The sequence below is a fragment of the Paenibacillus sp. 2KB_20 genome (genome assembly GCF_052115765.1).
GTDB lineage: Bacteria > Bacillota > Bacilli > Paenibacillales > Paenibacillaceae > Paenibacillus_AQ.
The window spans coordinates 425,477-451,557 of sequence record NZ_JBFRHH010000007.1 but is presented as its reverse complement, the minus strand read 5'-3'; the positions used below and the strand labels follow the sequence as shown (position 1 = coordinate 451,557).

Genomic DNA, 26,081 nt, shown 5'->3' with positions numbered 1-26,081 from the left:
TCATGCCCTCTTAAGGTAACACGCCGTCTTATGTTCCTGCTATGAATCCATCATAAAACAATTGGCTCGCATTCGTCAACATACGACATTATGACAATATTCGAAGCTGCCACCACAGGTAAATATACGATCGCTTCCCTTAATTCCCAATCCATTTCTGAAGCGTATGGATCACTTCTTGGATATGAATGGGTTTGTGCAGATATCCATTCGCGCCGTCTGCAAGAAACTGATCCGTATCCCTCATTGTGTTGGAGCTCATCACGATAATGGGAAGCTCCGCCCATTCCGGGTTCTCGCGAATCCGCTTCATCGTTTCGACTCCGTCCATTTCCGGCATGACCATATCCAGCAGCACCGCATCGATGGTTTGATGTTTGTATAACATCTCCAAGCATTCGAATCCGTTCTGGGCTGTATGCACGGTCATCTGGAGTTTCTCCAACACATTGGTCAAACCGTACACATTCCGAATATCATCATCTACAATCAATACGGTTTTGTGCTCCAATCGGCTAGATACTTCCATGTCGAACGCCTCCATTCGGAGATCACTCCAACTGGCGTTGCTCGAAGTGGCAGCCGCTTCAGGCAGCATAAACAGACTTTCGCTGGTGCCATATTCCGTAACAAGCGGTAAATATAGAACAAACGTGCTCCCGATTCCTTCCTCGCTCTCCACGGTAATATACCCACCAAGCAATTTTGCCAAATGCAGCGATATGGATAAGCCGAGACCTGTCCCCCCAAACTTTCTGGCCGTAGCCTCTTCGCCTTGCTGGAACGCTTCGAAGATCGGTTGAAGATGCTCTGCTGCAATCCCGATGCCGGTATCTTCAACGAAAAAAGCAATGACGTCGCCACTGATCACAAAATCCGAGGTCACCATCGAATTCATCTTCTTCACCCGTAGTTTAACACTGCCGCTCTCGGTAAACTTAATTGCATTCGAGAGCAAATTACGCAGAATTTGATGGAGCCGCATCCCATCGCTGTACATCAGATCAGGCAAGTCATCGGCCATCTCAATATCAAATTCCAGATTTTTGGATTCTGCGCTTTTGGAGAAATAACCTTCCATCAGTTCTGGCAGCTCCGTCAAATTTACCAAGTCCATTTCGATTTGCATCTTTCCGGCCTCGACCTTGGACAGATCCAGAATATCATTGATTAAATTAAGCAATTCACTGCCTGAATTATGGATGACAGAAGCGTAATGCTGTTCTTCCTCTGTCAGGTTCCCCTGCTTGTTCTCAGCCAAAATCTGGGAAAGAATTAACATGCTGTTCAGTGGTGTCCGCAGCTCATGGGACATATTGGCCAGAAATTGAGACTTGTACTTCGAGCTCTTCTCCAGCTCTTTCGCGTATTTTTCCAATTCGCTGGCTGCGATTAATGCGGCCTCCTTCTGGGCCCCCAATCGCTCGTTCAGCATATGCATTTCCACGGAATGGGTTTGCAGCTCCTCGGTCTGCGCCTGTAGTTCTTCGGTCTGACTCTGAAGCTCCTCATTCAGCGTTTGGGATTCATGATACAATTGCTGGATTTCCATTTTACTCTGGATCGAGTTCAATGTTACCCCAAGCTGAAAATTCAGTTGTTCGATCAGCTGAATTTCCAGGTCATCGAAAGGCTTGAACTTGGCCAATTCAATGACACCAAGAACTTGTCCTTCAAACATAACGGGCGCTAGCAGCAGCGTGGTTGGCTCAGCATCACCCAGCCCCGATTCAATCCGCACATAGTTAGGTGGAATATCGTCCAGAATAATCATTCGCTGCTCCAGCATACATTGCCCCACCAAACCTTCGCCTGGCAGGAAACGATCTCTGACCTTGTTCCAAGGCTCACCATCCGGATCGGCAAAAGCAGCTGCCTTTACCAGTTCCGATCCACCCCGGTTAATAAAAACGGCACCGTACGGCAGTTTCATGATCAAAGCCAGCTTATGAATGAAAAACTGTACGGCCGTTTCCACACGATCTGACGATTGAAGAAGCGTCGACATAACCGAAATGTGATCCTTAGCCCAGTTCTGTCTGCCGACCTGTGCAAGGAGTTCGTTGGTTGTGTCCGCCAACTGGCGGACCTCATCATTGGATCGCACATGAATCCGTTGGGAGAGGTTACCACCTCTGACAATATCGGAGATGATATGAGTTACCTGCGTGATCGGCTTTACAATGCTCTTCGATATGACCCAAGCTCCACATATGGTAATCAGCGCTGCCCCAGCCCAAAGGAGATACATCGTATACAATAAATGGGTGTTGCTTTCTTTCATCTCTTCAATCCTGCTGGTTGTCAGCTCGCGTTCCTTGCTTCTAAACGAGAGGAACAGCTCATGAATGGAGTTCATGGCTTGCTGGCCGGGATCATTAATAAAGAAATGAAGAGCCTCCTCATCCTGCCCTAGCTGCTTCAATTGAACGGCAGGCTGACCGGCGTTGGTAATCCACTCCTTGATATTCTCCTTAATATTCTCCAGATGATTGGCTTGCTCCGAATTATCGCTAACAAGCTTATACAGCTTGTTATAGTTAATCTGCCAAGACGACAGCGCTTGGTTGAAAGGTTCCAGGTAGGTATCATCCCCCGTTATCACAAAACCCCTCTGACCCGTTTCCATTTCAAGTAAATTCTTCTCGATTTCGTGCGTGAGATTATGTACTTCGATATCATGCTTCTCTATAAAATCCGCCTCTTCCTGCAGAGAAGAGATACGGTCTGATACAATCCAGAGAAAAGCTCCAAGACATAATAATATCATTAAATATCCAACTACAATCTTGCTGCGGATGTTGAATTTCAGGTTGTTAGACAAATGGCTAACCTCCCTTGTCATCTATCAGTCTAAGTCTGCTCCTATTCTCATAGTAATTGTTATGAAAATGGTTTACAAGCAAAACCAGTTTTGATGACATCAATGATTCTTTAGTCGTAGGCAGTCAGATTTATAAACGTATGAGCATATATTATAGAGGAACACGCTTGTACAACATAATAGGATCTCAATCTCAAAAAGGAGGAGTAACTCGTATGATAACCTTTAAAGCGCTTGCGGGGATCCTGCATTGACGAGGCATGTTTATCATTCCAGGCAACAGGCTGAGCGTATAACCGGCCTCGGAGTTGCGAATGTGTCGTCACTGGAGCTGCCCCTTCTGCAAGGTATGATGATGTCAGAAATTCACCTTGAACGAGGTAAGGGCCTCTCTCCACATAGCCACCCGGACACGGACGAATTGTGCTATGTCATTCAGGGAGAAATCAGCTATTCCCTGATTGATCCAGATACTCATCAGAAACTCGTATATCAGATCGTACCCGGTCAGGTGGTACACGCCCCTATTGATTGGTGTCACTGGATAACAGCGCTAACCCCTGGAACGATCTTGCTATTGCTCTATAACACTGAGCGTCCACACCAAATGGACATTGCGCCGGTCTGGGCTTATACGCTCATGGGAGCAGAAGCGTTGCCATGTGATGATACGAACAAGAAACCTCTCTCGGAGGCGCTCATTACACCCGTCCCGCTAAATAAAAAAATGGAGAGTGACGCCTCGGATAAGCCTCTGCCTGCGCCACCCTTACTCATAACCGGGCACCCAAACAACAAAACCACACGCAGCCGGTGATCGGCCAAGTGTGGTTATTGTTATTGGGACGCTTCTTATGTAATGATTTCGCTCGCAACGATATTGCATCAATCAATATAAAATCTTTGTTCAGGGCGAATCTGCTTCTTAAGGGTATGCAAGTCGGCTTCCAGCTTCGCCACCGTCTCTTCAATCTCTTCCGGGTTCAGTGCCGGGCGTTCTGCCTCTGGCTTAACGCCAGCCCTGAGATCGCGAATGGTGATTTGCTGCTCCTGCCATTTATCCATAAGATCGGAGATGGTGGCATAAAACCGCTCATAATCTTGAATCACTTCGTCCAGAAAGGAATCCACTTCCTCCTGATCATAACCCCGTAGTTTATTCGAAAAATTCTTTTCATGGATAGACAAAGCGTCCAGTTGAATGCCTAGTTGCTTAAATAGCTTTTTCTGTTTATCCAATCGGCGTTTCATGTGTTCATCCATAATGATTTACCTCCAAATATTGGCGCAGCCCTACTTTTTTAGCCTTCTCTCTCTATCTTTGTTTATATCACATTAAGCACTGGGATTAAAACACTCCAGGGCTTTTTTGGAGAATGTTCCAAAAACGATGGGCTGCCATTCCCACAATTCATGTGATTGTTACCAATCCATTTCGGGTATTGATTTTACATAAGAAGCTTTATTGTGTACTTAGCGAAAGAGAGGAGCGACTTATCTATGACAACGATGACAAAACAACAATACAGTGAACTTAAACGACGGTTGCTCAGTGATAAAGAACGATTGGAAGAGCAATTGGAGTCCCGCGATGAAACCAATAGGGATCATTCCCTTCGGGACTCTACGGGAGAGCTGAGCTCAGCCGATAATCATCCCGCAGACATAGGGACCGAGGTTTTCGAACGCGGACGGGACCTGGCCATTCAGGAAACGCTCGATCATGAATTGGAGCAGATTATGTCTGCCTTGCAGCGAATGGACCAGGGCGAATACGGGACCTGTGCCGAGTGCGGCCTAGAAATTCCATACGAGCGGCTTGAAGCTTTGCCTTATACGGCCTATTGTCTCGAACATACGCCGCGGAAAGATATCAACGACAACCGGCCGGTTGAAGAGGATGTCATGACCCCGCCCCCTTCCGGAGCTGGCGTCAACCGCCAAGCGGCCGACGGTAAATTTGATGACGCCGGCGCGTGGGACGCCGTGGAAGATTACGGAACGTCCACCTCTCCCGGCATGTCCATTAAACCTGGACAAGACGATTATAAGAAGAAGGTATGAACCGATCCAGTTAAATAGAAGGGAAAGCTGGTACCTGTACGTTAGGTACCAGCTTGTTTTCCGTGATCAAGTTTCTTTATGAGTCCGAACATTCGAAGCAAAAAACTCATATTCGTCGTAACCTTCACCGCGTTTCTTTTTATAGGGGGTCAACATTTTATCCAGCTCAACAAAAAATTCACGCGCTTCTTCCTCGCTCATATACAAGGTTGTATTGGTCAACATGGACGTCGTTTCGCCCTCTTGACTCATATTTTTGAAGAAACGGTCTCTATTCTGGTCAAACAACTCCGATAATAGTTTGTTCGTCTCGGTTCGAATTAATTCCTTGATCACCGGCTCCTCGGAATTTGCTCCGCGTTTGATCTTTACCGTACCGACAAAAGGTTCATAATACTTAGCAATGATGCCGTTGATCTCTTTCGTGGAAACGATCTTGACCATTCCGATTCGCTCCAGCTTCTTCATATGATAATGAACTTTAGCAGGCACATCCCCGATATTGTCCGCGACTTCCTTTACTGTTGCCGGACGGTCCATCTTATTCAATACATTCAAAATCTGGAGCCGATATGGATCTGAATATATTTTGATCTCTTCCAGTGTAGTCAGTTCCTTCGTTTCCACACCGTACACCTCAGCTTCATGTTATTTTTCACTTCTTTTCATTATAGGCCGAGAGTATCGAAATTACAAAATGCGAAGGATTTAAATGGCACGGAAACTCTTCTTCCGAATGAGGAATATGACGGGCAGTATCATGACAATTCCCATGATCGAATACAGAATGGGAGGAGAGTAATGCTCCGCTACAACTCCGGTAATCAAGCTTCCCACAGGAATGGCAGCCGTGCACGCCACCGCCATAAGGGCACCTATTCTGCCGAGCATATGCCGAGGCGTTACTTCCATCAGATACGTCGAGATAGGGGCATTCAGCATGGAGACGGCGAAACCGGCAATGAACATACAGACCGCTGCAGACTCCACGCGCCATGCCGGCAGATGTCCTGGAATCCCTAACGCAAAATAACCGATTCCGAGCATGATAGACCCTGACATGATCAACGTGCTCTTTTTGAAGCTCTTCCCATAACGTCCAATCCATAGCCCGCTGCAAATCATACCGATCAGGAGGCCCGTTCCTAAAACGCTCAGACCTCCGGGTCCTGCACCCAAGGTCTCTTTGACGTAGACCGGCTGCAGTACGTTCAGGGGGGCCAAACAGAAATTATTGATCATGGCAAGCACGGTTGTTATAAGGAGCAGCGTATGCTGCTTCACAAAAAGAAGAGCCTCTTTAATATCGCCGAACACCGTTTTATTCATCTCTGTCTCTGGCCGTGCGGAGGTTTCCTTGGCTTCAGCCTGTTCGGCTGCCTCCGGATTCGGCATAAAAGCGATAATAGCTGCTGCAATTAGAAACGTTATAGCATCAATCAAGATCGTCCCCGAAATTCCGATCAGAGCAATAAGGGCACCGGCGATGGATAAACCGATTAATTCAGCGCTCCGACTTACGGAAGTTGAGAAAGAATTGCCTGCCAGCAGTTTATCCTTGGGAAGCAGCCGGGGGACGATGGAGGTCTCGGCGGGTCTGGAGAAGCACTCCAGAGTTGAATTTAGAAACGTGAACAGGAACAAATGCCAGACTTCAAGAGAACCTACAGCGTACAGAAAGGCCGTTAGCGAAACCACAATACCGCGACTGAGATAGGTTAGTGCCAGGACGAGTTTCTTCGGCCAGCGATCGACATAGGTGCCGGTAAACAAACTGAAAAGCAACCCGGGCAGAAAATTAAAGGCGAACAATGTACCCATTAACAGTTCGGAACCTGTGAGCATATAGACCATCCAGCTGTAAGCGATGGAATCCAGGGAATCTCCGAATCGGGTAATAGCCTGGGCAGATAAATAAATCAAGTACGGGCGAATTTTCAAGAGCTGACCAAAGCCTTGCTTTTCCAGAACAGCAGCATTTTGCATGGTTTCTTTCTCCTCTTCGTTAAATGGATAATTACATTAAACTTTTTCAGTCCATTAAAATAATATTTACGTTAAAATTATTTTATCGTTAAGTTTATTTTAATGATTTTGAAGAGGAATGCAATAGGTAAAAAAAAATAAATCGCCATCACGGCGATTTATTGAGTCTAACGATTATTTTGACAGTGTTGCTTCTTTATTTAATAACCACTCGCGATGAGGATCTGGCTGCTTGAAGACACGCTTCAATGGCTCTGATATTGCTGATGGCATCTTCCGGACCATAAGGGAGCGGCGTTCCGTCCATCACGGCCGCTGCCATCGCATCCGCTTGCAATGCAAAGTGGTTGTAAATCCCTACCTTCTCCTCACGGGATCCCTTGGCCGTATGAACGCAGATCTGGGCCATGTCCTCCATGCGCTCCCATCCAAAGGCAGAAGGAAGCTCAATCCTGCCCTCCGTTCCTGCGATCTCTAAAGAGCATCTGGAATATGTCCACATCCCGCACTCAAATGTAAGTCCCAGTCCATCGTCAAACTCCACCATCCCGTGGACCATCATGTCCACACCGTCATGCTCCTCAGAGAAAAAAGCATGGGCCGTTACAGCCTTGGGTTCCTGACCATAAATCATGCGCGCCGCTGAGATGGGATAGCATCCCACGTCATAGATTGAACCTCCGCCCATATCCTTGCTGTAACGAACATTGCTTTTATCCTCCGCATTGTTGAAGGTAAACGATCCGTGAATTCCGCGCAGTTGGCCGATTTCGCCGCTTTCGATGATTTCGCGAACACGTGCGTGTTTCGGATGATATCGGTACATAAAGGCTTCCGCGAACAGCACGTTGTGTGCTTTAGCAGCCTCAGCCATCTCACGGACATCCGCTTCGGTCAAGGCTGCCGGTTTCTCGCATAAGATGTGCTTGCCGGCCTGTGCCGCTTTGATGGTCCAAGGTTTATGAAGGTGATTCGGTAAAGGAATATATACCGCATCAATGTCGGGGTCTTCCAGGAGCTCGTCATAAGATCCGTAGTATTTCCCGATATGATATCGATCCGCGAGCTCACTTGCTTTGTCTGCATTGCGGCTAGCGACCGCCCCGACTTCACAGCGTTCCGATTTCAATATGCCTGGTATCATTGAATTTCTTGCAATCCGAGCAGTGCTCATAATTCCAAAGCGCAATTTCTTGCTCACGAGGTCATTCCTCCTTTGGCTGCATTCCGTTCAGATGTTTTTTTAAAAATTATCGTTGACCGCTTTATGAAGAATCCCCAAACACCGATCCAAATCTGTTTTAACCTGTTTTTTGTAGAGTTTAGCTTTCTCGGCACCGTCATCAGTAAAATGATAAAGAACGATTTCTTGAAAATCGACCCGCGGATCATTCCCTTTCAGCTGCTTGGTACGGTATAATACACCTTCTTGCACCAACTCATGCAGAGCCCGGTAAATTTCGCTTTGCGGCGGTGAATATCCATGGCTCTTGAATTCTTGCCGCAGTTCTTCCAGCATCTGATATCCATATCCGCGCTGCTGCTCCACCATGGTAATGAGATATACTTTGATAAAAGCACGCTGGGCGATCATAAATGCCATCTGGACGCCTCCTCCTTCACGAGCTACTTGTCCCATAATATACCTAATTATAACCCACAGTTTCCCAGTTTGCACAATAGGAAGCATCCCCCTCTTTTTAAACCAAGAAGGCATAGATTGAAACGTAGTTGGGTCTTGGATGAAGAAGAATGATGCAAGAGCGTCAGTGTTTATACTATTCTGAATTTTTCATATAATGAAATTATATAGTATGTGATTTTTCATCTGATGTTTTTTGGGTGGTTGGTGGATCAAAGGATTGGTTTCATGAAAAAACCCACCCTCGGAGGGTGGGTTTAATTCTTCACATCCCGGTGGATGTGCCGGTGTTTGGACGCGATTTGCCGTATGGGCGAACCCCGCGATTTTTTCTTGCTCCGGCGATTCCGACAAGCCACTTCCCGAACGGCAGCTTGGCTAGCAGGCGAGTGGCACCATAAGCCACGCCCACGCTGATGATCCATGAAGAGAGTATACGAACCAGAGGGTGCATGCTGATCAGCATAGATTCGTCTACTGCATAGCTCATACGTAGTGTCAATAGATGGATCAGGTAAGCACCATACGAATAGAGCCCAATGGAGGTCAGAAGCGCATTCGCTCCCGCTCCGGCATGACGACATATCCAACCAGCCACATCGTACATGACCAATATAGAACTAATCAGAAAAAGTGCCATCATCGGGCGAAGCAGCGATAAGGAATAGAATGTGATCGCGCCATTCGCGGCGGAACGGATTTCATTAACGGCCTGGATGAGCATCCATCCGAACAAAAATGCGAAGGCGAGCCATATCGCCGGCCGTGCCTTTTGCAGCCATTTTTTCCAAGCGTCATGGTATAATCCGGCCGCCGCCCCCAGCGCAAAATAGAAGAAATAATAGAGTGCATTTCGATCTGCGTAGGTTGTGAACAGCTCACTCCATACCGGAATATTCAGGTTTCCCATCCATTGGCCAATATCATTGATAATTCCTGTTAAACCCACGTACAATAACCCGGATACAATCAATATCGTAAGCTGCGTCTGCCAGCCCCATCGCTTCTTTATTCCTAATATAGCGGAGCGGAACAGCGGGTACAGCAAATAGAATTGAAACAGCATAATGATGTACCAAAAATGCGAGCTCGATTTCCCGGTTAACCATACTTCCCCAAGATACTTCCAATCCTCAATTACAGTGGGATTAAACTTATGATTGATCAATAAAGTAATCAAGGTCCATACCGCAAACGGAACGTAGATATCACCAAAACGCCTCTTAATGAACTTTCCGTAGTACAGTTGACCTTTATCGTTATAAAACAGCACCATGCCAGTAATAAAAATAAAGACGGGCACAGCAAATTTTGTCACCATCAGAAGAACTGCCATCATCAAACCATCGCTTGTCGTCATTCCCGGCGCGACAGAATAGTGCGCGATGGAGTGCTGTAAGACTACAGCCAGGAAAGCAATTCCCCGCAAGCGCTCAATTTCCGGTATTCTTTCTTTGGGCATACTGCTCCCCCTTCGTCTGACTTCGTGTGAACACTCCTCATTGTAAGGGACACTGCCCTGAATCGGGTAATCCAATTATTTACTGATCCTGAGGTTAAGGACCCTCGAAGAAGGTCCCCTTGTTATTTACTTCTGCAACTCAGCCAGCTGGACTTCTAGATGAACAAGTTTAGCTTTGGCATACTCCAGGCTTTTCTTTGCTTCATCAATCTCTATCTTGACTGTCGTGAGGAGGTAGCTGCAAAGATATTTGGAGAGAATGTGAGAGCCACGCCTATGATGATTCCTGCCAATAATGTCGACGCACTGCGTTTGTTCGCATGTAATAATCCGTCATGAGTTTATGTATTATAAAAAGGTTTTCAGATATCAAAAAGAAATACGTCTGTCGATGTACCTTCATAGAAGACAGACCGCGATTGATATCAATATAAAACCCGGTTCCAATGAGAACCGGGTTTGTTTCCTTACAGCAGCGTAGTGCCTCGCGGCGGAAGCATATCGTCCCGATCCAGATCAACCGCACCGGCACGACCCTCGTTTCTATAATCATAATCCCGGAATATATCATAGATGCCTGTATTTTCTTGATCAGCGTCAACCAGTACCAGAATCCGTCCTTGCTCTATATAGGACTCGTACTCTTTCGCCTCATCTTCCGGGATGCCAAGGCCGATAAAACCACCGACCAGCCCCCCGGCTCCCACACCCACTGCTGCGCCGGTAAGCGTCGCTGCAATAGGTCCTGCGGCAAGAATCGGACCGATGCCGGGAATAGCCAAAGCCCCAAGTCCTGCCAGCAAACCTGCCGTACCCCCAAGTATGCCGCCTGTTGCTGCGCCTGCAGCTACTCCTTCTGGCGCCATCGTTCCCGTCTGTTCAGCAATCATGTCTGCTTCGCGTTTATCCTTCGCTATAATCGAAATGGCATCATTCGGAATCCCATGCTGCTGAAGCTGCTCGATGGCTTGAGCCGCTTCCTGTTCCGAACGGAATACTCCAACAACTTTCTTCTCCATGATAAACCCTCCTCATCGGTGGTCGTTCATATTTAACATTACCCGACGGAAGGTGAAATTAAACGTGACGCTGCTCTGTTAAGCCTTGGGCCGGATCCGATGGGTTGCAGTCGCCTCCATGGGATCATCAGGCCAATAATGTTTAGGATATCTTCCCTTTAAGTCTTTTTTCACATCAAAATAGCCGCTGCGCCAGAAACTGGATAAATCCGAGGTTACCTGAACGGGTCTTTGTGCAGGTGACAACAAATGCAAGGTCAACGCAACCCGTCCATTGGCAATTCGCGGAGTATCCTGAAGTCCGAATATTTCCTGCAGGCGAACAGCCAGGAACGGTTGTTCAGGGTCACTGTAGTTAATTGGGATCAAGGACCCGCTCGGTACCCTGATATGAGTTGGCGCTTCCTTCTGAAGCTGCTGCTTTTGCTCCCAGCTAAGCATATGCTCCAAGAGCGTTCCCGGAGCAAGACGTCTCATATCATTTCGATTCCGCAGCCCGTCCAAATAAGGGAGCAGCCACTCCTCCGCCTGATTCATCAGGCCTTCGTCCGAAACATCAGGCCAATTCCCCTCGGGATCATGTCGGAACATAAAAGCCAGCCGCTCTCTCAGCTGCAATGCTGCCTTGCTCCACTGTAACAATCCAAGGCCCTCTTGCCTGATCCCTTGCAGCAAGGCTAGCGCTATTTCCTCTCCAGTTGGATTCGAATAGGATTGCTCCTTGATCACGATCGCTCCAAGCATCTGCTTTTGTCTCGCCCTGATGCTGCCGGTAGCAGCATCCCATACGACCTCTTTATGCTGTTCCATCTCGCCATGATAATACTTATCGAGCCATAATTCATCCATTTCAGAGGCAAGCTGAATATTCCCGTCCGCGCCTTGATCATCAACTGCAGCGACCACAATATACGGGGCACGGCTCATAGGCTGTACCGACACCAATTTCACACCTCTGCTGCTTCGCATAAGGAACCCGGTTCCTCCCCTGTTCTTTGCGATCCGATCCGGGTAGGCGAATGACAGCAATAGTCCACAGAGGTTCAGATTCCCGCTTACTGTATATGTGATATTTAGCTGTGTATGCAGTTTCCTAATCTCTTGTTTCATCCGCTGCAGTACGGCTTCATTGGACATATCTTGTTCGGCGAACCGCTGCCCACCTTGTTCATACGCGAGAAGCCGCTCCACGCGCGAACGCATATCCTGATCCCTTAAGGCTTCACCTCTGCTCATGATATCACGCTCCTGAAGCAGTACAGCCATTCGGATGGACAGCGATGCCTCGCCTAGTTCTTGTGCCTTCAGCAGCATGTGGGCCAGCCTTGGATGAAGCCCGAGAAGCGCCATCTCACGGCCATGCTGTGTAATACTGCCCGAATCATCCAAAGCCGACAGCTGCTTCAATAACGTTTGCCCTTGCGTAAGAGCTGGTCGAGGCGGCACATCAAGCCAGGCAAGCTGCTCCGGGTCACGCGTCCCCCATACTGCCAATTCCAAGGCCAGCGGCGTCAGATCGGATTCACGGATCGCCGGAATGGTGCTTTCCGGCAGATGGCGATGCTCTTCCTCACTCCATAAGCGATAACATACACCAGCAGATACACGTCCAGCCCTTCCCCTCCTCTGATCCGCGGATGCCCGGGATAACCGTCTCGTAATCAATTGCGGCAGTCCCGTTCTCGGCGAGAACACCTCCGTCCGCATATAACCGCTGTCAATAACGGTCATGATCCCCTCAATGGTAATACTGCTCTCGGCAATGCTTGTGGAGAGTACGATTTTACGCCTGCCATTCGAATCGCGTCTAATCGCTTCATCCTGCTTCTCTATGGGAAGCGCGCTGTATAACTCTCGAATGACGACATCTTCCCTTAAACCCATTCTTAATAATTCGTTAGCGGTCCTCCTGATTTCGCGGGCGCCCGGCAAAAATACTAGAATATCGCCTTCCTGTTCGGAGAGTGACCGCATGATGGCACTCGCAGCCCCTTTATGTAACTCTTCGAGAGAGAATGAGCGCAAATAGTGAGTAGACACTGGAAAAGCACGCCCTTCACTAACGATGATCGGTGCATCGCCAAGAAGCTTCGCTACTGGTGCGGCCTCAAGGGTAGCAGACATGACGAGCAGCCTTAAGTCTTCCCGCAGCACCGACTGGGATTCCATCGCAAAAGCCAGGCCGGTATCGGCCTGCAAATTTCGTTCATGAAATTCGTCGAATATAATCATACCAATGCCGGTTAATTCCGGATCATCCTGCAGCATGCGCGTCATGATGCCTTCCGTCACAACTTCGATCCGCGTATTCTGCCCGATCTTGCTGTCCATTCGGACGCGATATCCGATCGTCTCACCAACTGCCTCTCCTAAAGAGGATGCCATGTAACTCGCGGCCGAGCGGGCTGCGATCCTTCTGGGCTCCAACATGATGATCCGCTTGCCTTCCAGCCAGGGTTCATTCAGGAATGCTAAGGGCACCTGGGTCGTCTTGCCTGCACCCGGTTCAGCGATCAAAACCGCATGGGTCCCAGTAGATAAAGCCATTTTCAAATGTGGAAGTATTCGGTGAATCGGTAATTCAGTCATGGATACATCTCCGTTATCCTATTAAATATCAATATAATCCCTTAATTATATAAAACACCCGATGTTCGTCAAGGGGAGTTCCTTGTTCGCCACGGCTGGAAAGTATCGATATAATTGCGCTACAATATGAATATCATTCCCAAGTGAGCATCAAGATTCATGGAGTCAAGAAGGTGAACTGTATGGAGCAGCATGCCACATTTCGCGGTCGCTTTGCCCCTACGCCATCAGGCAAAATGCACATCGGCAATGCATTGACCGCTTTACTTGGATGGCTGCAAATAAGGAGTATGAACGGCCAATATATACTCCGAATAGAAGATATCGATGTCCAGCGTTCCCGACAGGAGCTTGCCGTCGAGATTATGAGAGATCTGGAATGGCTCGGTTTGGATTGGGATGAAGGTCCTGGTATGGCCGGAGCCTATGGACCTTATCATCAGGCGGCACGCCAAGCGCTGTACGAGCGGGAAATCAGCAAGCTGAAGGAATCGAATAAACTATACCCCTGCTATTGCAGTCGGGCCGATATCACGGCTGCAGCCAGCGCACCGCACGGCATTGCATCGGAAGGCCTCCGCTACCCGGGAACTTGCAGAGATTTAACTCGGGAGGAAGCGGTGCTTAGAGAGCTTCATAAGAAACCTTCGCTGCGGATGAAGGTACCGCAGACGATCGTTTCCTTTGTTGATGGCATCGCCGGAGAGCAGTCCTATCGGCTATCCGATGGAGGAGACTTTGTGGTTCGCAGGGCAGACGATATTATCTCATATCAACTTGCGGTAGTCGTGGATGATGCCTTAATGGGCATAACCCATGTACTCCGAGGAGCCGATCTACTGGACTCCACCCCACGTCAGCTTCTGTTATACCAAGCATTAGGCTACCACCCGCCACGGTTTGCGCACACCCCGCTGATGGTGGATGCGGAAGGCAGAAGGCTCGCTAAGAGAACCCGCGGACTTAGCCTCTCATTTCTTCGCGGCCAGGGCCTGATGCCCGAACGCATCATCGGCTGGCTGGCTTGGACCGCCGGCCTTCTGGATCATTCGGAATCCGTTCGCCCTGCGGATCTAATTCCTGTTTTTGACTTATCGAAAGTATCCTCTGCCCCGATAAAAATGACGGATCATGTCAAAAATCAGCTGTTTGAATCCTAAGTACAGCTCACCGAAATAAGGGATTCATTGAGCATTGTTCAAATTACGTTCCTTCACATCCCGACAAACAATCAGCGCCAGCACTATCATTCTCGAAAAGAGAAGAAAGGCTGGCGCTGTTCTGTTATTCCTCATGGGTTAATCGTTCCCTGACCTTGGACTCATACTGTGTAAACGCGCTATTACCGCTAAGGCCCCGCTGTTCCATCAGCAATTGCAGTCTTAGATGCTTTTCATTCAGCTTGCGTTGAAGCTGCTCCTGCTCACCCTCGTTTTGGGCTGCACCGAGTAGGTCATACAGCTGAACGCATTCCTTGCGAAGTGTAACTTCTTCAGGAACATAACCCGCATTTTTCATGATGCGGTAGGACATTCTCAGATCTTCCGGAATGTGCGAAAGATCGTCGATCGGAAGTTTCTGCCCGGCAAAAGGCAAATGATCGAGCTCTCCGTTACGGATCGCTTCTTCAATCTTCTGCTCAGCCAATCTGGAAAAGATGCTCATTATTATCCAGCCTCCTCCTTTTCCCTTCGTCCTCCTCATCATATAGCAGCGCAGTTTATATTCCAAGTTCTAAATGCAGGGAACCTTTTGGGGTTCAACTGATCTCATTTACAACAGCGATTCGGCTCCATCTATGAATATTTGAGCCCCTGTAATATGTCTCGACTGATCGGAAGCGAGAAACGCCACCAAATCCGCGACCTCTTCAGGCGTACCCGGACCGTCAGACAGCGGCTGGCTCCCCTCCGGATATTCCACCGGAATCACGATCTCCTCCAGATCGCCCTGCTTCTTCGTGCTTTGATCAATGTTGGTAGAAATTGCGCCGGGGCAGATTACATTAACCCTGATCTTGAATTTTGCCAGCTCCAGCGCAGCCATCTTCGCAAAAGCCACCTGTCCCGCTTTGGTTGTGCTGTAAGCGCTCATCCCAAAGTTGGAGAAGGTTCGGGTGCCATTGACGGAGCTGGTAATGATAATGCTGCCCTGTCCCCGTTTCTTGAGGTGCGGAATCGCATATTTGACCGTCAGAAACGTACCGTTCAAATTCACGTTCAGCGTCTTGGTCCATTCCTCCAGCTTCATTTCATCAATTGGCGTCATCACGCCATTAATCCCTGCATTGGCGAATACGATATCCACACCGCCAAAAATTTCCACCGTTTCGAGGACCGCCTTCTCCACCCGGTCAGGATCTGTGGTATCCACGTCAAAGGCTCTGGCGGAACCCTCCCGAATCGAGTTGATCTCCGATTCCGCTTTATTCGTTCGGTCATCCAAGAGATCAAATAAGGCAACGTTTGCGCCTTCCTTCGCCAGGTGAATGGCCGCTGCTTTTCCGATGCCTGATCCGGCTCCGGTAATGATCGCTGTTCTCCCATGAAAACGTCCGTGTCCTTCATTCATTATCAACACGCTCCTTTTAATCGTCATCCGTTATGCATTCATCTGTCACAAGATTACCCAAAAGGAGTTATTTTATAATCATGATTACAAAATAACCCCACAAAGTGGAGCCTATGCTACGATGCTTATTCCAAATACTTTGCGGGGACCCCAAAAAACTTATGTGCAAAAAAGCCGGACCTTGGGTCCGACTCAGCGTTTATCATACCATACTTCTTGGGAACCTACCATACAATCTCCAGAAACGAAGCATCATCTTCCAGACCGTCCGTATGGCGAGCATTCATTAATACTTGCACCTGCTCGTCGGGAATCGGCTCCTTCATCGGGTCCAGATCGTTGAGCCCATCGCTGTATAGCTGAAGCCGATATTCGGTCTCCGGGTCTAATTTGCACGAGAACACATGAGGACTGCCTCCGATCGGTCCACTTCGGGAAGACCAGCGTTCCGACGTTCGGAAACGATCTCCGAATACCGAGGTGATCTCGTCTTCCTTGCGCCACAAGCGTACCCTGGAATCACCCTGCCATGCGAGCCACAGCCTTCCTTTGCGACGAAAACCCGAAGAGAGCTCTATGCGACCGCAAATATACATGGCTTCGCTTCCCTTGCGCTGCTTCTCCTCCAGTACTTCACGAAGCAGCTTTGGCGTTTCGGAACTCAGCGAATGCGTCCGCATTTCCCGATCGGCTTCATGGGTAAGTTCCTTCAGTTTGCGTTCAAGCGATGCGCTCGTGAGTTCCTCCACCGTTTCCAGCCAGTTCATTAACCCCTGACCCAGCAGACGTGAAGCCACATCGCCTCGATAACTCAATCCTACACCATCACACAGTACAAAATGGCACACATCTTCATTCATCTTTAACGCAATGAAATCCTGACCCATCTCGGAGAGCATGACTGATTCTGCCGCTCTACCATACGCATAACGACATGTGAACAAATCTTTAATCTTCGTAATCGGTTCTTCCACGGTCTGCTTGCTCTCGTAATAAAACGATGCTGCTTGAGCCTTCCGCTTACGAATTCCCAACGATTCCATGCTTCTCGTGTATGATCGCTTCATCTTTGTGACCTCTTACCTTACAGGCGTGGCAGCTGACATCTGAAACCCGATGGACACCAGCTCAGAGCAAGTGCCTGGAAGCATCATCAAGGCTCCCGGGCTCAGTTGATAATCCGCCTCAAGCAGCATTTCTCGATAGCTTTCGGGAAGAACGGAAGACATCATTTTAAGTTTGCGCGCATGTTCATCCTCAAGCGATGTATCAGCCAAAATCCCCTTCCATCGGCGCGGTTCGGATATCGGCTGGCTCATCAGATGATCGGAAATGAAAATATTCTCCACGAGCACGTTGCCGTCCGGAACGCTCATGTTCATGATGCGGCGAGCAATCGGTTCCGGATCCTCTCCCGTGGCTACACCGTCCGTCATATGACACACAAGCGGTGCAGGGCAATCCTGCATATTCGGAATCTCCGATTGCAGAATTTTCTCGGCTTGAAGGAACGCTTTCGCCGAATCGGAGAACCGTTTAGGCGTTAAGTCCGGAAGCGATCCGATCGCCGCAATTTCGTCAATGCCCTTGATCCCGTTTAACAAATCATAGACATCATCGCTGTAAGCAAGAATGGCGATCCGGTACCTCGGCGTCAGCCGATTCCCTTTGGTGGAGCGAAACACCATTTGCCGAATGGCCAAGGACAATGCTTCGTATACGACGTCGATCCGCCTGCGGTCCTCCATCAGCATATTCATAGACGCGCTGATATCAATCAGATATATAATGAGCGCTGGCGTGCGCTGTGATGCTTGAATGGTATAGTTCATCGTGAATTAACATTCACCCCTGCATTTTCGTCATGTTTACTTCTTTATAGTTTTGGTATCCAGTGGCTGTCGTTACTTATGAATTCCTGCAGATTATTAAGGCGGCTTCTCATTTTACCAACCGTCTTATAATAGGCTTTATCGTTGTTATACAGCTCTATGAACTCACGCGCGGCATTCTTGGCGCGGTCTTTGTTGCCGGCTACCTGCGCATTATACGCCTTATTATATAGGGCAACCAGTTCTACAACGTTTTGGGAACGCTGCTTCTGAAGCATTGCGGCTTGGGCCTCTTGGGCAGCCTTGGCTTTCGCCTGACGCTCTGCCTCCGCCTTGGCAGCCGCTGCTTCCTGGGCCGCCTTTTTCTTCTTCTCTTCCATTTGGGCTAAGTACGCCTCATACTTGACTTGATTATCATATTTCTCTTGCAATGCTTGCTTTTTTTTCTTATCTTCTAGCGATGCCAGGTAAGCTTCATATTTCGCCTGCTTCTCATACTTTGCCTGAAGCTCGGTTTTCTCCTGTTCCTTCAGCGCCTGCTCAGCTTCTTTAGCCTTCTTGGCCTCTTCTGCCTTCAAGCGCTCCTCTTCCGCTTTCTTAGCCTCTGCTTCTTTCTGAGCCGCCTCTTCCTGCTGCTTCCGCGCTTCTTCCTCTTGCTTGCGGGCAGCTGCTTCTTTCTCCTGCGCTTGCTGCTCGGCTAATCGCTGGGCATCCAACTGACGACTCTCTGCCTTCTCCGCCAAAATCTGGTTCACCGTAATCGCAGAACCAGCCAATATGACGATAGCTGCAGCGGCCGAGAGCATGAATTTACGGGATAACAATAGTGCTTTAATGCCTTTGTTGGATGATTCTTCAGCCGGACGAAGCTGCTCCTCGAGCCCCTGTATAGCGGCGGCAAGCTCCACTTCAAGCGGACTATCCTTTTTCACAAAATGATACGCGGAGCGGAATATTTCCAACGCACCGGAAAGATTGCCCGCATCCTCCAGATCACGCGCCTGATGAAACAAGCGTCCAACCACACTGTCGTTGACCTCTCGGGTGCCTGGCTCAATTCCAAGCGATGCCATAATCTCAGCCGGCACCTCTTGGGAAGTTTCAGAACGGGGTTCATCCGAATGGTCGTCATGGGCAGTTGCAGCGGCTGGTACTTCCTCCACCACTTCTTCCTCACTTAATGAGGATAATGCAATCAGCCACTCACCAAAAGTAGGACAGCTGCTCAAATCCTGACTGTCCCAGGTTCTGCCGAACAGATCCGAAATCCGTGTACCCCAACGCTGACCCAGCGACTTTTTCAGTAAAAAATAACGCTCGCACGGAGTCTGCATTTCATGCTGGTCAAAATAACTTTCGCCCCATGCCCGATTAACGATAGCCGGATCGCTCCATCCCAGCATTTCCGCAATGATTACAGCGCCCGCGAAACGGTCGGCATACGCACTCCATAACCCGCTATGTACCGTTCGATGAGCCGCATATCCAGGAGAGCCAGCAAGCAAAACATCAGGTCGATCCATTTTGGGGCTGTACATCTGCTCCACATCGACAAGCTCAACGGCGGCAGCGCCTTCCGGCAGCTTCACTTCCGAAAAAAACGGAAGCATGACATTGGGCGCAGACAGGTCACAGTGTGCTAATCCGCGCTGCTCCATGCTTGAACCGATGGCTGCCAATGCCTTGGCAAGCATCAGACTTTCAGAACGTCCCAGATTACGCTGATCGCTTATTACGTCAAACCAAGTACATCCATGAATCCATGGCATGATGACCGCGTAGAGCAAATCCGGATATTCCGCTATCAAATCTCCGTTTCTTTCGGGAGTGAGCACCTCTCGACTACTTACCTGCAAACCCGGTATCTCGCGATAATTCCCCATATGCTCGGATTGGTACACCATAGCCGGAATTCTGAACTTAGGAAAAAACACCTTTAGTGCTTTGGCTTCATGCAGCTCCCCATCCACAGGAAGCAGCTGATAGACGATTCCCTGCCGCCCAGCTTGGGCGTAGGCTACGCCTGGCGCTGCGGGATGCTGCCCTACTGTATAAGCCGTTCCATTTACAACAATCCCATCGCCCGGGTTTGGCTGAAATGTCATGAACGTCATCCTCTCTTAACTCCGTTACCTAACTATATAACTCTCTACTCTATTAACCAGATTGTTATATTCTAAACATCCAAAATTGCAAGAAAACCGGGTTGTCTTCCACCCGGTTTATTCTGCCTATTAAACTATTATAAAGCAAAAGTCTCCGAATGGGTATTAACGAGATTCGTCAGCCATACGGAATTTCTGAGCGATCGCTTTTAGCTCATTGCTGATGCTGTCAAGCGTTTGTACGAAGGAGTTCATCAAGCGGCTTGCTTCCTGGAATTCTTGGAAAAAGCGCTGCTTCGTCATACCGTCCCATTGACCTTCCATACCGTTGATCGATTGAGTCAGGCTGTTAACGATTTGCTGACTTTGATCACCGCTCTGTTTAAATTGGTTCGCTACTTGCTCGACTTGCTCTGGCGTAATTAAAATACGTCCTGCCATTTATGTAACCTCCTAGAAATTCGTTTTCTGGTGACACTTGACATCTTAGCCCAAGAGTCTCAGTTTATCAAAATGTCCTCAGACCTAATTTCCAGTTACCCTATACGTCCCAATTTGAAACATTTACCATCCTGATTATCCCAAAGGGAATAGGAATTTAGTTGGCAATACCAAATGAAGACGGATCGGTAAAGGTCCAGCTTTGCCCGGCTAATGCGGCTTGTTTAGCCGAATCCCCGTTGTCTCCACTGGCCATACCTACGGCAGCGGCTACCGAACTCGGGTTCGATATTACCGTCGAGGAATTACCATATTCCGGTAATATGGATGAACGTCCCTCCATGCCGGAAGCCGCAAACAGAGCTGTCGGTGATACTGTACTTATGATTGCATGCTCCAAAATCGTATGGTACTGATGATCCGTTTCTTGAAATTGATCGGCTTTGCTTTGAAGATGCTTGCCCAGCTGAGCTAGAAGAGCTCCCAGATGCTCTCCAAGACTCCGGGCAGACTGCCACTCATCAATAACCGCCGCTTTGAGAGACGTCTCCCAAACGAGTGATTCCATAGCTTGGTTGAGCGTTCTCGTAATCGCTAAATATTCATCGCCACTATGCTGCAGCTGACGGCTTAACGTCCGGAGAGACTCCGGCTCGACAGAAATACGCATTGGTCCTCACCTTTCATACAGGCTCTGTTACTGTTTCAGCCACATGAGTAGCATATGACGAAACTGCTCTTTAGTCGCTGGCGCTGCGGTTAACCAATCCTGGTCTCCCTCCAGGCTCATACGCAGCAGCCAATTCATGGACTCGTTCACTATAAATGCTGCATTTTGACTTTCCCAGCTGATTCCGTTCCATATCGACAGCTGGAGTTCCCCCGAAGACACCTTGTTTTTCATACATTTCGCTAGAGCGATTGAACCCTCCGCATCATCCGTCAACCTGGCCAAGCGATCGCCGATATCGTCACACTTCTGTTCGGAAACGGAGGTGTAAATATCTCCGAATTCTTTCCGGCTAAGGAGTAGTGCCGGTATATCCCCCCAGTTTTGGTCGCTTAGGGCCAGATCCTGCACCAGTTGATCGCAGGTTTGTTCGATAGTACCAAGTTCGCTAAGCAGGTAACATCGGTTGTCTTCGCTGCTTCTGCATACTTGTATTACCCGTTCGTCCGTAACATGCAGATATCCTTCAAACGCCGAATCCTGATTTTCATATTTCAACCAGCACGCACGTTCCGCAAGTCCGGCAATAGCTACTCTTGAGAAGACTTCGGGTGGAATCGACAATTCCCCGCCCTCCTCTTGAATCAAATATTGCTTGCTTAGGAGCGATTGTTTGGTTTTCTCCCACTCAACCGCGATTTCTTCCGTTAAGTATCCTACAAAAGGATCTTCAACACCAAGTAATCGGTCCGATCCGATAATTCCAGCCAAGAAGAAAAATTCCTTGTCGTTCAGCGTGATCGTTTCTTGTTTGGAAGCATGAATTGTCAACATTATGAGCCACCTCCCCTCAAACTACAACATGCCATCGGTCGCGAATTTCTGTGACCCATCTTTGGGCGTTCCATTCGTCATCGAACGGAACTGCGCCTTTTATTCTGGAAAATTTACGTTTTACATAGTACCCCTGTCCTGGCGGAAGTATTTTTAGTCCTCCAGGACTATTGGCGGATTCGGAAAAAGGAATTCTGAAGAACGATAAATCGTTGGAATCCAATGTTCCGAATAAAAATCCGTTTTGTGCAGCCTTGATATCGGTAAACCAATCGACGCCATACGTCGGGAAATCGGCCGGTACACCGGCAATGACAACATGTACCTTGCGGTCTCTTCCCTGTCTGACGATGGCAGACAGCTGGTCTTTCAAGGTGAAATCGGAAAGCTGCTTGCTGAGCACGTCAGCGTCATCAATCATAAGCAGGATAGTCGGATCTTCACTGTCTTTGGACCGGGTCTGAACCCGTTCATAAAGGCCTGAAATGAGCGGAGCCAAATCTTCCTCATTCTCCGCATGCCCACGGACATGCGGAAGATGGTTCATCCGACTCAGACCACTGCTTCCATAGCGCGTATCTACCGTATATAATTCCAGCTCATCCGGCGATGTATGATATGCAAGTGATAACATCCAGCTAAGGAGGAATGATGTTTTACCACCTTCCATCGGACTCGCCACAATAAAATGTGGTCCATCCTCCAGATTGATAGCAAAAGGGGTCAAGTCATCCGTAGCCACCCCGACAGGAACCCGAAACTTCACCATTCCTGCTGATTCATAAGGCTTTTGTACCTTCAGCAGTTGATGGAGCGGAATCTTGTCCGGCAGTGACTCAATCCGTGGTGCTTCTTCCCCGTGCCACGCTGCCCGGTGAGTGCGAATCGTATCGCGGAGCGCTGTGGAACGGTCCCCCTCTTCCTGACCGGAAGCCGGCAAAGCCGTCTGAAATTCAAGCGGCGGCACCTGCCCTTTAACCAATCCTCTTCCTGGAGGAAGCTGGCTGGGAACTCTTGTTGGACGCCCCACTGCATAATAGTAATCAGCAGGATCGGCGAGTTCGTACGATACTGCTTGCGAGATATTGCTTCGGACCTTCTCGAACATGTCAGAAATCCGGTTCGCCGTAATGACAAACGTAATCCCCAGACTGCCGCCTTCTCGCAGCAAGTATTCAAGCATATCATTCTCATCCGGATAGGAGTTACGGAAATTCAAGTAACCGTCAATAACCACGACCAGCTGCGGGACGGGGCCTGTGTTGCCCCGGCGGTAGGACGCAACAGTCTTCACACCTGCTTCAGCGATCATATCTTTGCGAGTCGCCGCCGTTTTCGTCAAAAAACGGAACAGGCGCTTGATACGATCCTCTTCCTCCGCCATCATGACTCCTCCGATATGAGGGAGCCCTGCAAAATCCCGCAGCATCCGGCCCATATCCACGATATACCCATGCCAAAAGTCCGGGGTATACCGATTCGCTAACGACATCAGCATCGTTTGAATAAAGGTGGTCTTTCCAAGTCCGGGCATGCCATATACGGCCCAGTGGCCTTGCTCAAGATTGAGCATCAGCGGCTTCTGGCACTGGTTTGGCAGATCATCAACCATCCCAACATAGGACACAAGTGCCGAATCACTGAACAGATCTTGCTTCTGCAGCTCGGTCCCAGACGGTATGCTCTCCAGATCCAGACTCTCCGGAAGCGGTGGAAGCCAAGGTCCCTGGAGCCGTTCGATCCCTTGCTCCTTGGCCACCTCAGCCACATGGTCGATAAACACCTGGAGCTGTTTGGGCACCTCCAGATGCGCTCCCAGGGAGGGATTAGAAGCAAGCAGAGGCTCCGACTTCCCGTTGATTCGCACCTCGCGAATAACCACTGCACCTGGTGTATCCTTTTCTTCAATATAAGGAGCGCCGCTCCAGGCAAACTGCATTTCTTCAAACACTTCGTCGCTGCCCACCTGAAAATAGCCTCGTCCGGGCTTGTTAATCCAAGCTGCATTCGGAATCTTCAGCATATCACGGCTGTCGCCCTCGCTTTGTACCCGAAGACAGATCCGAAAGCGCGAGTTACTCCAAATCTTATCGTCCACGACGCCTGCCGGTTTCTGGGTCGCAAGAATCAGATGGACACCAAGTGTTCGTCCAATAGCGGCAATGCTGATCAATTCATCCATGAACTCCGGTTGATCTTTCTTCAGCTGTGCAAATTCATCAATGATGATAACGAGATGCGGGAGCGGCTCGCCATGGCGATTGCGCAGCAGCTTGTAGTATTCATCGATATGCTGCAGATTTCCCGCATCGTTCAATATTTTCTGGCGGCGGACCAGCTCGGCTTTCAGCGACACCTTCGCACGTTCAATCAGATTGTTATCCAGGTTCGTTATGGTGCCTACTACGTGCGGCAAGTTAACAAACGTATTGGACATGCCGCCGCCCTTATAATCAATAAGCATAAATGCTAGATCATGCGGGTGAAACTCGGAGGCCAGGGAGGCCACAATAGATTGAATAACCTCACTTTTCCCGGAACCGGTCGTTCCCGCAATCAGACCGTGCGGTCCATGACCTTGACGCTCTATTTTATCATGAAGATTCAAATTAATCTTCTTTCCGCCCGCCCGGACACCCATCGGAACGGGTAATGAATCCGGATATCGGTTCTGCTGCCAGCGTCTGTGCATATCCAAATCGTTGATTTTCTGTATATCTATCATCTCGAAAAGTGCCAAAACGCTAGGGATATCGGACGCAGAAGATCGCTTCAGCCGGATCGGCGCCATGTATCGAGCCAAGGCTTCAATCTGCTCCCTGCTAATATGATGGGATTGGAAGGTTTGCTTGGAGACCGTGCCGTCCGCTTTCTTAATCGTGTACGCCGCCTGCTCCCGGTCAACCTCAACAATAAGCTGGCAGTGCATCGGCAAGCTTTCCTTGCGGTCGGACAAGATGATGGTAACCGCATCGGTCGCTTCGGCATCTTCCATCAGCAGAGGCAGCAGCGGTTCTTCTTCGATTAATTGGGTAGCAGATAAGATCACCACGTATGCCGGCGTCTCAATCGATTTCTTCCCATGTTCAGAGCGATTATTTTTACGCCGGTACAAGTGAGTAAATATTTCATCGGCAAGTTGATGGGCATTGCTCCGTCGATCCGCAAGATAGCGGCTGGAACGATCATCATCCCACGTATGAGGGAGCCAGCGCAGCCATTGCCACTCGCTCGCTTCTTTCTCTTCGTAGAAAGCGGCGATCTTCACTTCATCGGGTGAGTGCCGCACAGCCGTTTGGGCCATCATCACGCGCAGCATATTTAATACGCGGTCTCTTCCGCCTACGATCCCTATTACCTTGGATTCGAATAACGGCAGCGCAATCGATGCATCGTCGACGGACTGAAATTCGGAAGACAGCAATTCGGCTGCTTCTATCAGAGGGTCCTTGTCATACCCATCCGCACGGGGTGGCTTTACGTTAATGTAGAACGGAACTTCTCCCTTGCCCACGCAAATCTCCAGAAAATCCTTATCTTCCGGGGAACGTTCCCACAAGCTGCTGCTCCGGTTCTTCACAACGTTGTAACACACGTCCGGATCGCCATGGATATCAAACAGAATGTGTACCTGATCCTCCTGCCGCTCCTTAAGCTCTTCCCGGTGCAGGTCAAGTTGTGCACGGTACTTCTGATTTCGTTCGGCCAGCTTCTTCTGATAAGTCTTCTTGTTGCTTAAATACATGAAGAACGGCAGCGTGTAGGAAGTCAGCATCATAAAGATGGTAAGTATCATGTAGCTGCTCCCCATTTTGCCGTTTGCGCTCATATAGAAATAGAAACCAACCATCGCAGCCGTCATAATAATCGGAATAATGATGGCAATCATCGAAAACGACGGTTTGCTTGGCTCGGACGGCGGTCTCAGAATCTCCATGTCTTCATTGGGTAAAGCCGGTCTAATACGCGGCGAACGTTGGTACAACACGTTCATATGTCACTTCCTCCTAATCCAGAGCGTCTGAAATGTACAATTATGTAT

Annotated in this window: 21 protein-coding genes; 3 read left to right on the top strand and 18 right to left on the bottom strand. The window is 49.0% G+C overall.

Annotation, left to right across the window (positions count from 1 at the left end; genetic code table 11):
• Positions 1-139 precede the first annotated feature (139 nt).
• Positions 140-2,824, bottom strand: coding sequence for a CHASE3 domain-containing protein (locus tag AB4124_RS21020; protein WP_441974052.1), 2,685 nt, complete (start codon positions 2,822-2,824; stop codon positions 140-142).
• A 250-nt stretch (positions 2,825-3,074) separates the two neighbouring features.
• On the opposite strand from AB4124_RS21020, the gene AB4124_RS21015 reads away from it, so the two are divergent.
• Entirely contained in the window at positions 3,075-3,641 is a 567-nt protein-coding gene (locus AB4124_RS21015) for a cupin domain-containing protein (protein ID WP_441974051.1), read from the top strand.
• Positions 3,642-3,709: 68 nt separating this feature from the next.
• On the opposite strand, the gene AB4124_RS21010 is transcribed toward AB4124_RS21015, so the two are convergent.
• Positions 3,710-4,087, bottom strand: coding sequence for a DivIVA domain-containing protein (locus AB4124_RS21010; RefSeq protein WP_098746829.1), 378 nt, complete (start codon positions 4,085-4,087; stop codon positions 3,710-3,712).
• Between the two features lie 237 nt (positions 4,088-4,324).
• On the opposite strand from AB4124_RS21010, the gene AB4124_RS21005 reads away from it, so the two are divergent.
• Complete coding sequence (locus tag AB4124_RS21005) at positions 4,325-4,888, top strand: TraR/DksA C4-type zinc finger protein (protein WP_339290758.1); 564 nt, start codon at positions 4,325-4,327, stop codon at positions 4,886-4,888.
• 66 nt (positions 4,889-4,954) lie between these two features.
• On the opposite strand, the gene AB4124_RS21000 is transcribed toward AB4124_RS21005, so the two are convergent.
• The 7 genes from AB4124_RS21000 to hrpB form a co-directional block, all read right to left on the bottom strand.
• On the bottom strand, positions 4,955-5,515 hold the full coding sequence (locus tag AB4124_RS21000) for a winged helix-turn-helix domain-containing protein (RefSeq protein WP_076322102.1): 561 nt from the start codon (positions 5,513-5,515) through the stop codon (positions 4,955-4,957).
• An 81-nt stretch (positions 5,516-5,596) separates the two neighbouring features.
• Entirely contained in the window at positions 5,597-6,874 is a 1,278-nt protein-coding gene (locus tag AB4124_RS20995) for an MFS transporter (protein WP_430104966.1), read from the bottom strand.
• Positions 6,875-7,070: 196 nt separating this feature from the next.
• Positions 7,071-8,075, bottom strand: coding sequence for a Gfo/Idh/MocA family protein (locus AB4124_RS20990; RefSeq protein ID WP_339290761.1), 1,005 nt, complete (start codon positions 8,073-8,075; stop codon positions 7,071-7,073).
• A 42-nt stretch (positions 8,076-8,117) separates the two neighbouring features.
• Complete coding sequence (locus AB4124_RS20985; protein ID WP_071220214.1) at positions 8,118-8,477, bottom strand: helix-turn-helix transcriptional regulator; 360 nt, start codon at positions 8,475-8,477, stop codon at positions 8,118-8,120.
• 304 nt (positions 8,478-8,781) lie between these two features.
• A complete protein-coding gene (locus tag AB4124_RS20980) occupies positions 8,782-9,978 on the bottom strand; it encodes an acyltransferase (protein ID WP_430104967.1) in 1,197 nt (398 codons plus the stop codon).
• A gap of 467 nt (positions 9,979-10,445) precedes the next feature.
• Positions 10,446-10,997: a general stress protein gene (locus AB4124_RS20975; RefSeq protein ID WP_441974050.1), complete on the bottom strand. Its 552-nt coding sequence runs from the start codon at positions 10,995-10,997 to the stop codon at positions 10,446-10,448.
• A gap of 78 nt (positions 10,998-11,075) precedes the next feature.
• Positions 11,076-13,586 (bottom strand): ATP-dependent helicase HrpB, encoded by a 2,511-nt coding sequence (gene hrpB, locus AB4124_RS20970; RefSeq protein WP_441974049.1) that lies wholly within the window; start codon positions 13,584-13,586, stop codon positions 11,076-11,078.
• Positions 13,587-13,768: 182 nt separating this feature from the next.
• Between hrpB and gluQRS the strand changes: the two genes are divergently transcribed.
• Positions 13,769-14,746 (top strand): tRNA glutamyl-Q(34) synthetase GluQRS, encoded by a 978-nt coding sequence (gluQRS, locus tag AB4124_RS20965; RefSeq protein WP_441974048.1) that lies wholly within the window; start codon positions 13,769-13,771, stop codon positions 14,744-14,746.
• A 124-nt stretch (positions 14,747-14,870) separates the two neighbouring features.
• On the opposite strand, the gene AB4124_RS20960 is transcribed toward gluQRS, so the two are convergent.
• From AB4124_RS20960 to essC, 9 genes are all read right to left on the bottom strand, one after another.
• The gene (locus AB4124_RS20960) at positions 14,871-15,251 is read right to left on the bottom strand and encodes a DnaJ family domain-containing protein (protein ID WP_441974047.1); all 381 of its coding nucleotides are present in this window, start codon (positions 15,249-15,251) and stop codon (positions 14,871-14,873) included.
• Between the two features lie 108 nt (positions 15,252-15,359).
• Positions 15,360-16,157, bottom strand: coding sequence for an SDR family oxidoreductase (locus AB4124_RS20955; RefSeq protein WP_076322110.1), 798 nt, complete (start codon positions 16,155-16,157; stop codon positions 15,360-15,362).
• A 224-nt stretch (positions 16,158-16,381) separates the two neighbouring features.
• On the bottom strand, positions 16,382-17,224 hold the full coding sequence (locus AB4124_RS20950; protein WP_076322111.1) for a hypothetical protein: 843 nt from the start codon (positions 17,222-17,224) through the stop codon (positions 16,382-16,384).
• A 12-nt stretch (positions 17,225-17,236) separates the two neighbouring features.
• A complete protein-coding gene (locus tag AB4124_RS20945) occupies positions 17,237-17,989 on the bottom strand; it encodes a vWA domain-containing protein (protein WP_076322112.1) in 753 nt (250 codons plus the stop codon).
• Positions 17,990-18,033: 44 nt separating this feature from the next.
• On the bottom strand, positions 18,034-20,094 hold the full coding sequence (locus AB4124_RS20940) for a hypothetical protein (protein ID WP_441974046.1): 2,061 nt from the start codon (positions 20,092-20,094) through the stop codon (positions 18,034-18,036).
• A gap of 165 nt (positions 20,095-20,259) precedes the next feature.
• Positions 20,260-20,535 (bottom strand): WXG100 family type VII secretion target, encoded by a 276-nt coding sequence (locus tag AB4124_RS20935; RefSeq protein WP_006211202.1) that lies wholly within the window; start codon positions 20,533-20,535, stop codon positions 20,260-20,262.
• 157 nt (positions 20,536-20,692) lie between these two features.
• Positions 20,693-21,205 (bottom strand): WXG100 family type VII secretion target, encoded by a 513-nt coding sequence (locus AB4124_RS20930; protein ID WP_076322113.1) that lies wholly within the window; start codon positions 21,203-21,205, stop codon positions 20,693-20,695.
• A gap of 27 nt (positions 21,206-21,232) precedes the next feature.
• The gene (locus tag AB4124_RS20925; RefSeq protein WP_339266123.1) at positions 21,233-22,039 is read right to left on the bottom strand and encodes a hypothetical protein; all 807 of its coding nucleotides are present in this window, start codon (positions 22,037-22,039) and stop codon (positions 21,233-21,235) included.
• Positions 22,040-22,055: 16 nt separating this feature from the next.
• Positions 22,056-26,033: a type VII secretion protein EssC gene (essC, locus tag AB4124_RS20920; RefSeq protein WP_441974045.1), complete on the bottom strand. Its 3,978-nt coding sequence runs from the start codon at positions 26,031-26,033 to the stop codon at positions 22,056-22,058.
• Between the last annotated feature and the right edge of the window lie 48 nt (positions 26,034-26,081).

Excerpts from the sequence above, each read along its gene's own strand:
- AB4124_RS21010 (WP_098746829.1), bottom strand. The coding sequence starts at position 4,087 with ATGGATGAACACATGAAACGCCGATTGGATAAACAGAAAAAGCTATTT.
- AB4124_RS21005 (WP_339290758.1), top strand. The coding sequence starts at position 4,325 with ATGACAACGATGACAAAACAACAATACAGTGAACTTAAACGACGGTTG.
- AB4124_RS20995 (WP_430104966.1), bottom strand. The coding sequence starts at position 6,874 with ATGCAAAATGCTGCTGTTCTGGAAAAGCAAGGCTTTGGTCAGCTCTTG.
- AB4124_RS20985 (WP_071220214.1), bottom strand. The coding sequence starts at position 8,477 with ATGGCATTTATGATCGCCCAGCGTGCTTTTATCAAAGTATATCTCATT.
- AB4124_RS20980 (WP_430104967.1), bottom strand. The coding sequence starts at position 9,978 with ATGCCCAAAGAAAGAATACCGGAAATTGAGCGCTTGCGGGGAATTGCT.
- AB4124_RS20975 (WP_441974050.1), bottom strand. The coding sequence starts at position 10,997 with ATGGAGAAGAAAGTTGTTGGAGTATTCCGTTCGGAACAGGAAGCGGCT.
- hrpB (WP_441974049.1), bottom strand. The coding sequence starts at position 13,586 with ATGACTGAATTACCGATTCACCGAATACTTCCACATTTGAAAATGGCT.
- gluQRS (WP_441974048.1), top strand. The coding sequence starts at position 13,769 with ATGGAGCAGCATGCCACATTTCGCGGTCGCTTTGCCCCTACGCCATCA.
- AB4124_RS20960 (WP_441974047.1), bottom strand. The coding sequence starts at position 15,251 with ATGAGCATCTTTTCCAGATTGGCTGAGCAGAAGATTGAAGAAGCGATC.
- AB4124_RS20955 (WP_076322110.1), bottom strand. The coding sequence starts at position 16,157 with ATGAATGAAGGACACGGACGTTTTCATGGGAGAACAGCGATCATTACC.
- AB4124_RS20950 (WP_076322111.1), bottom strand. The coding sequence starts at position 17,224 with ATGAAGCGATCATACACGAGAAGCATGGAATCGTTGGGAATTCGTAAG.
- AB4124_RS20945 (WP_076322112.1), bottom strand. The coding sequence starts at position 17,989 with ATGAACTATACCATTCAAGCATCACAGCGCACGCCAGCGCTCATTATA.
- AB4124_RS20940 (WP_441974046.1), bottom strand. The coding sequence starts at position 20,094 with ATGACATTTCAGCCAAACCCGGGCGATGGGATTGTTGTAAATGGAACG.
- AB4124_RS20935 (WP_006211202.1), bottom strand. The coding sequence starts at position 20,535 with ATGGCAGGACGTATTTTAATTACGCCAGAGCAAGTCGAGCAAGTAGCG.
- AB4124_RS20930 (WP_076322113.1), bottom strand. The coding sequence starts at position 21,205 with ATGCGTATTTCTGTCGAGCCGGAGTCTCTCCGGACGTTAAGCCGTCAG.
- AB4124_RS20925 (WP_339266123.1), bottom strand. The coding sequence starts at position 22,039 with ATGTTGACAATTCATGCTTCCAAACAAGAAACGATCACGCTGAACGAC.
- essC (WP_441974045.1), bottom strand. The coding sequence starts at position 26,033 with ATGAACGTGTTGTACCAACGTTCGCCGCGTATTAGACCGGCTTTACCC.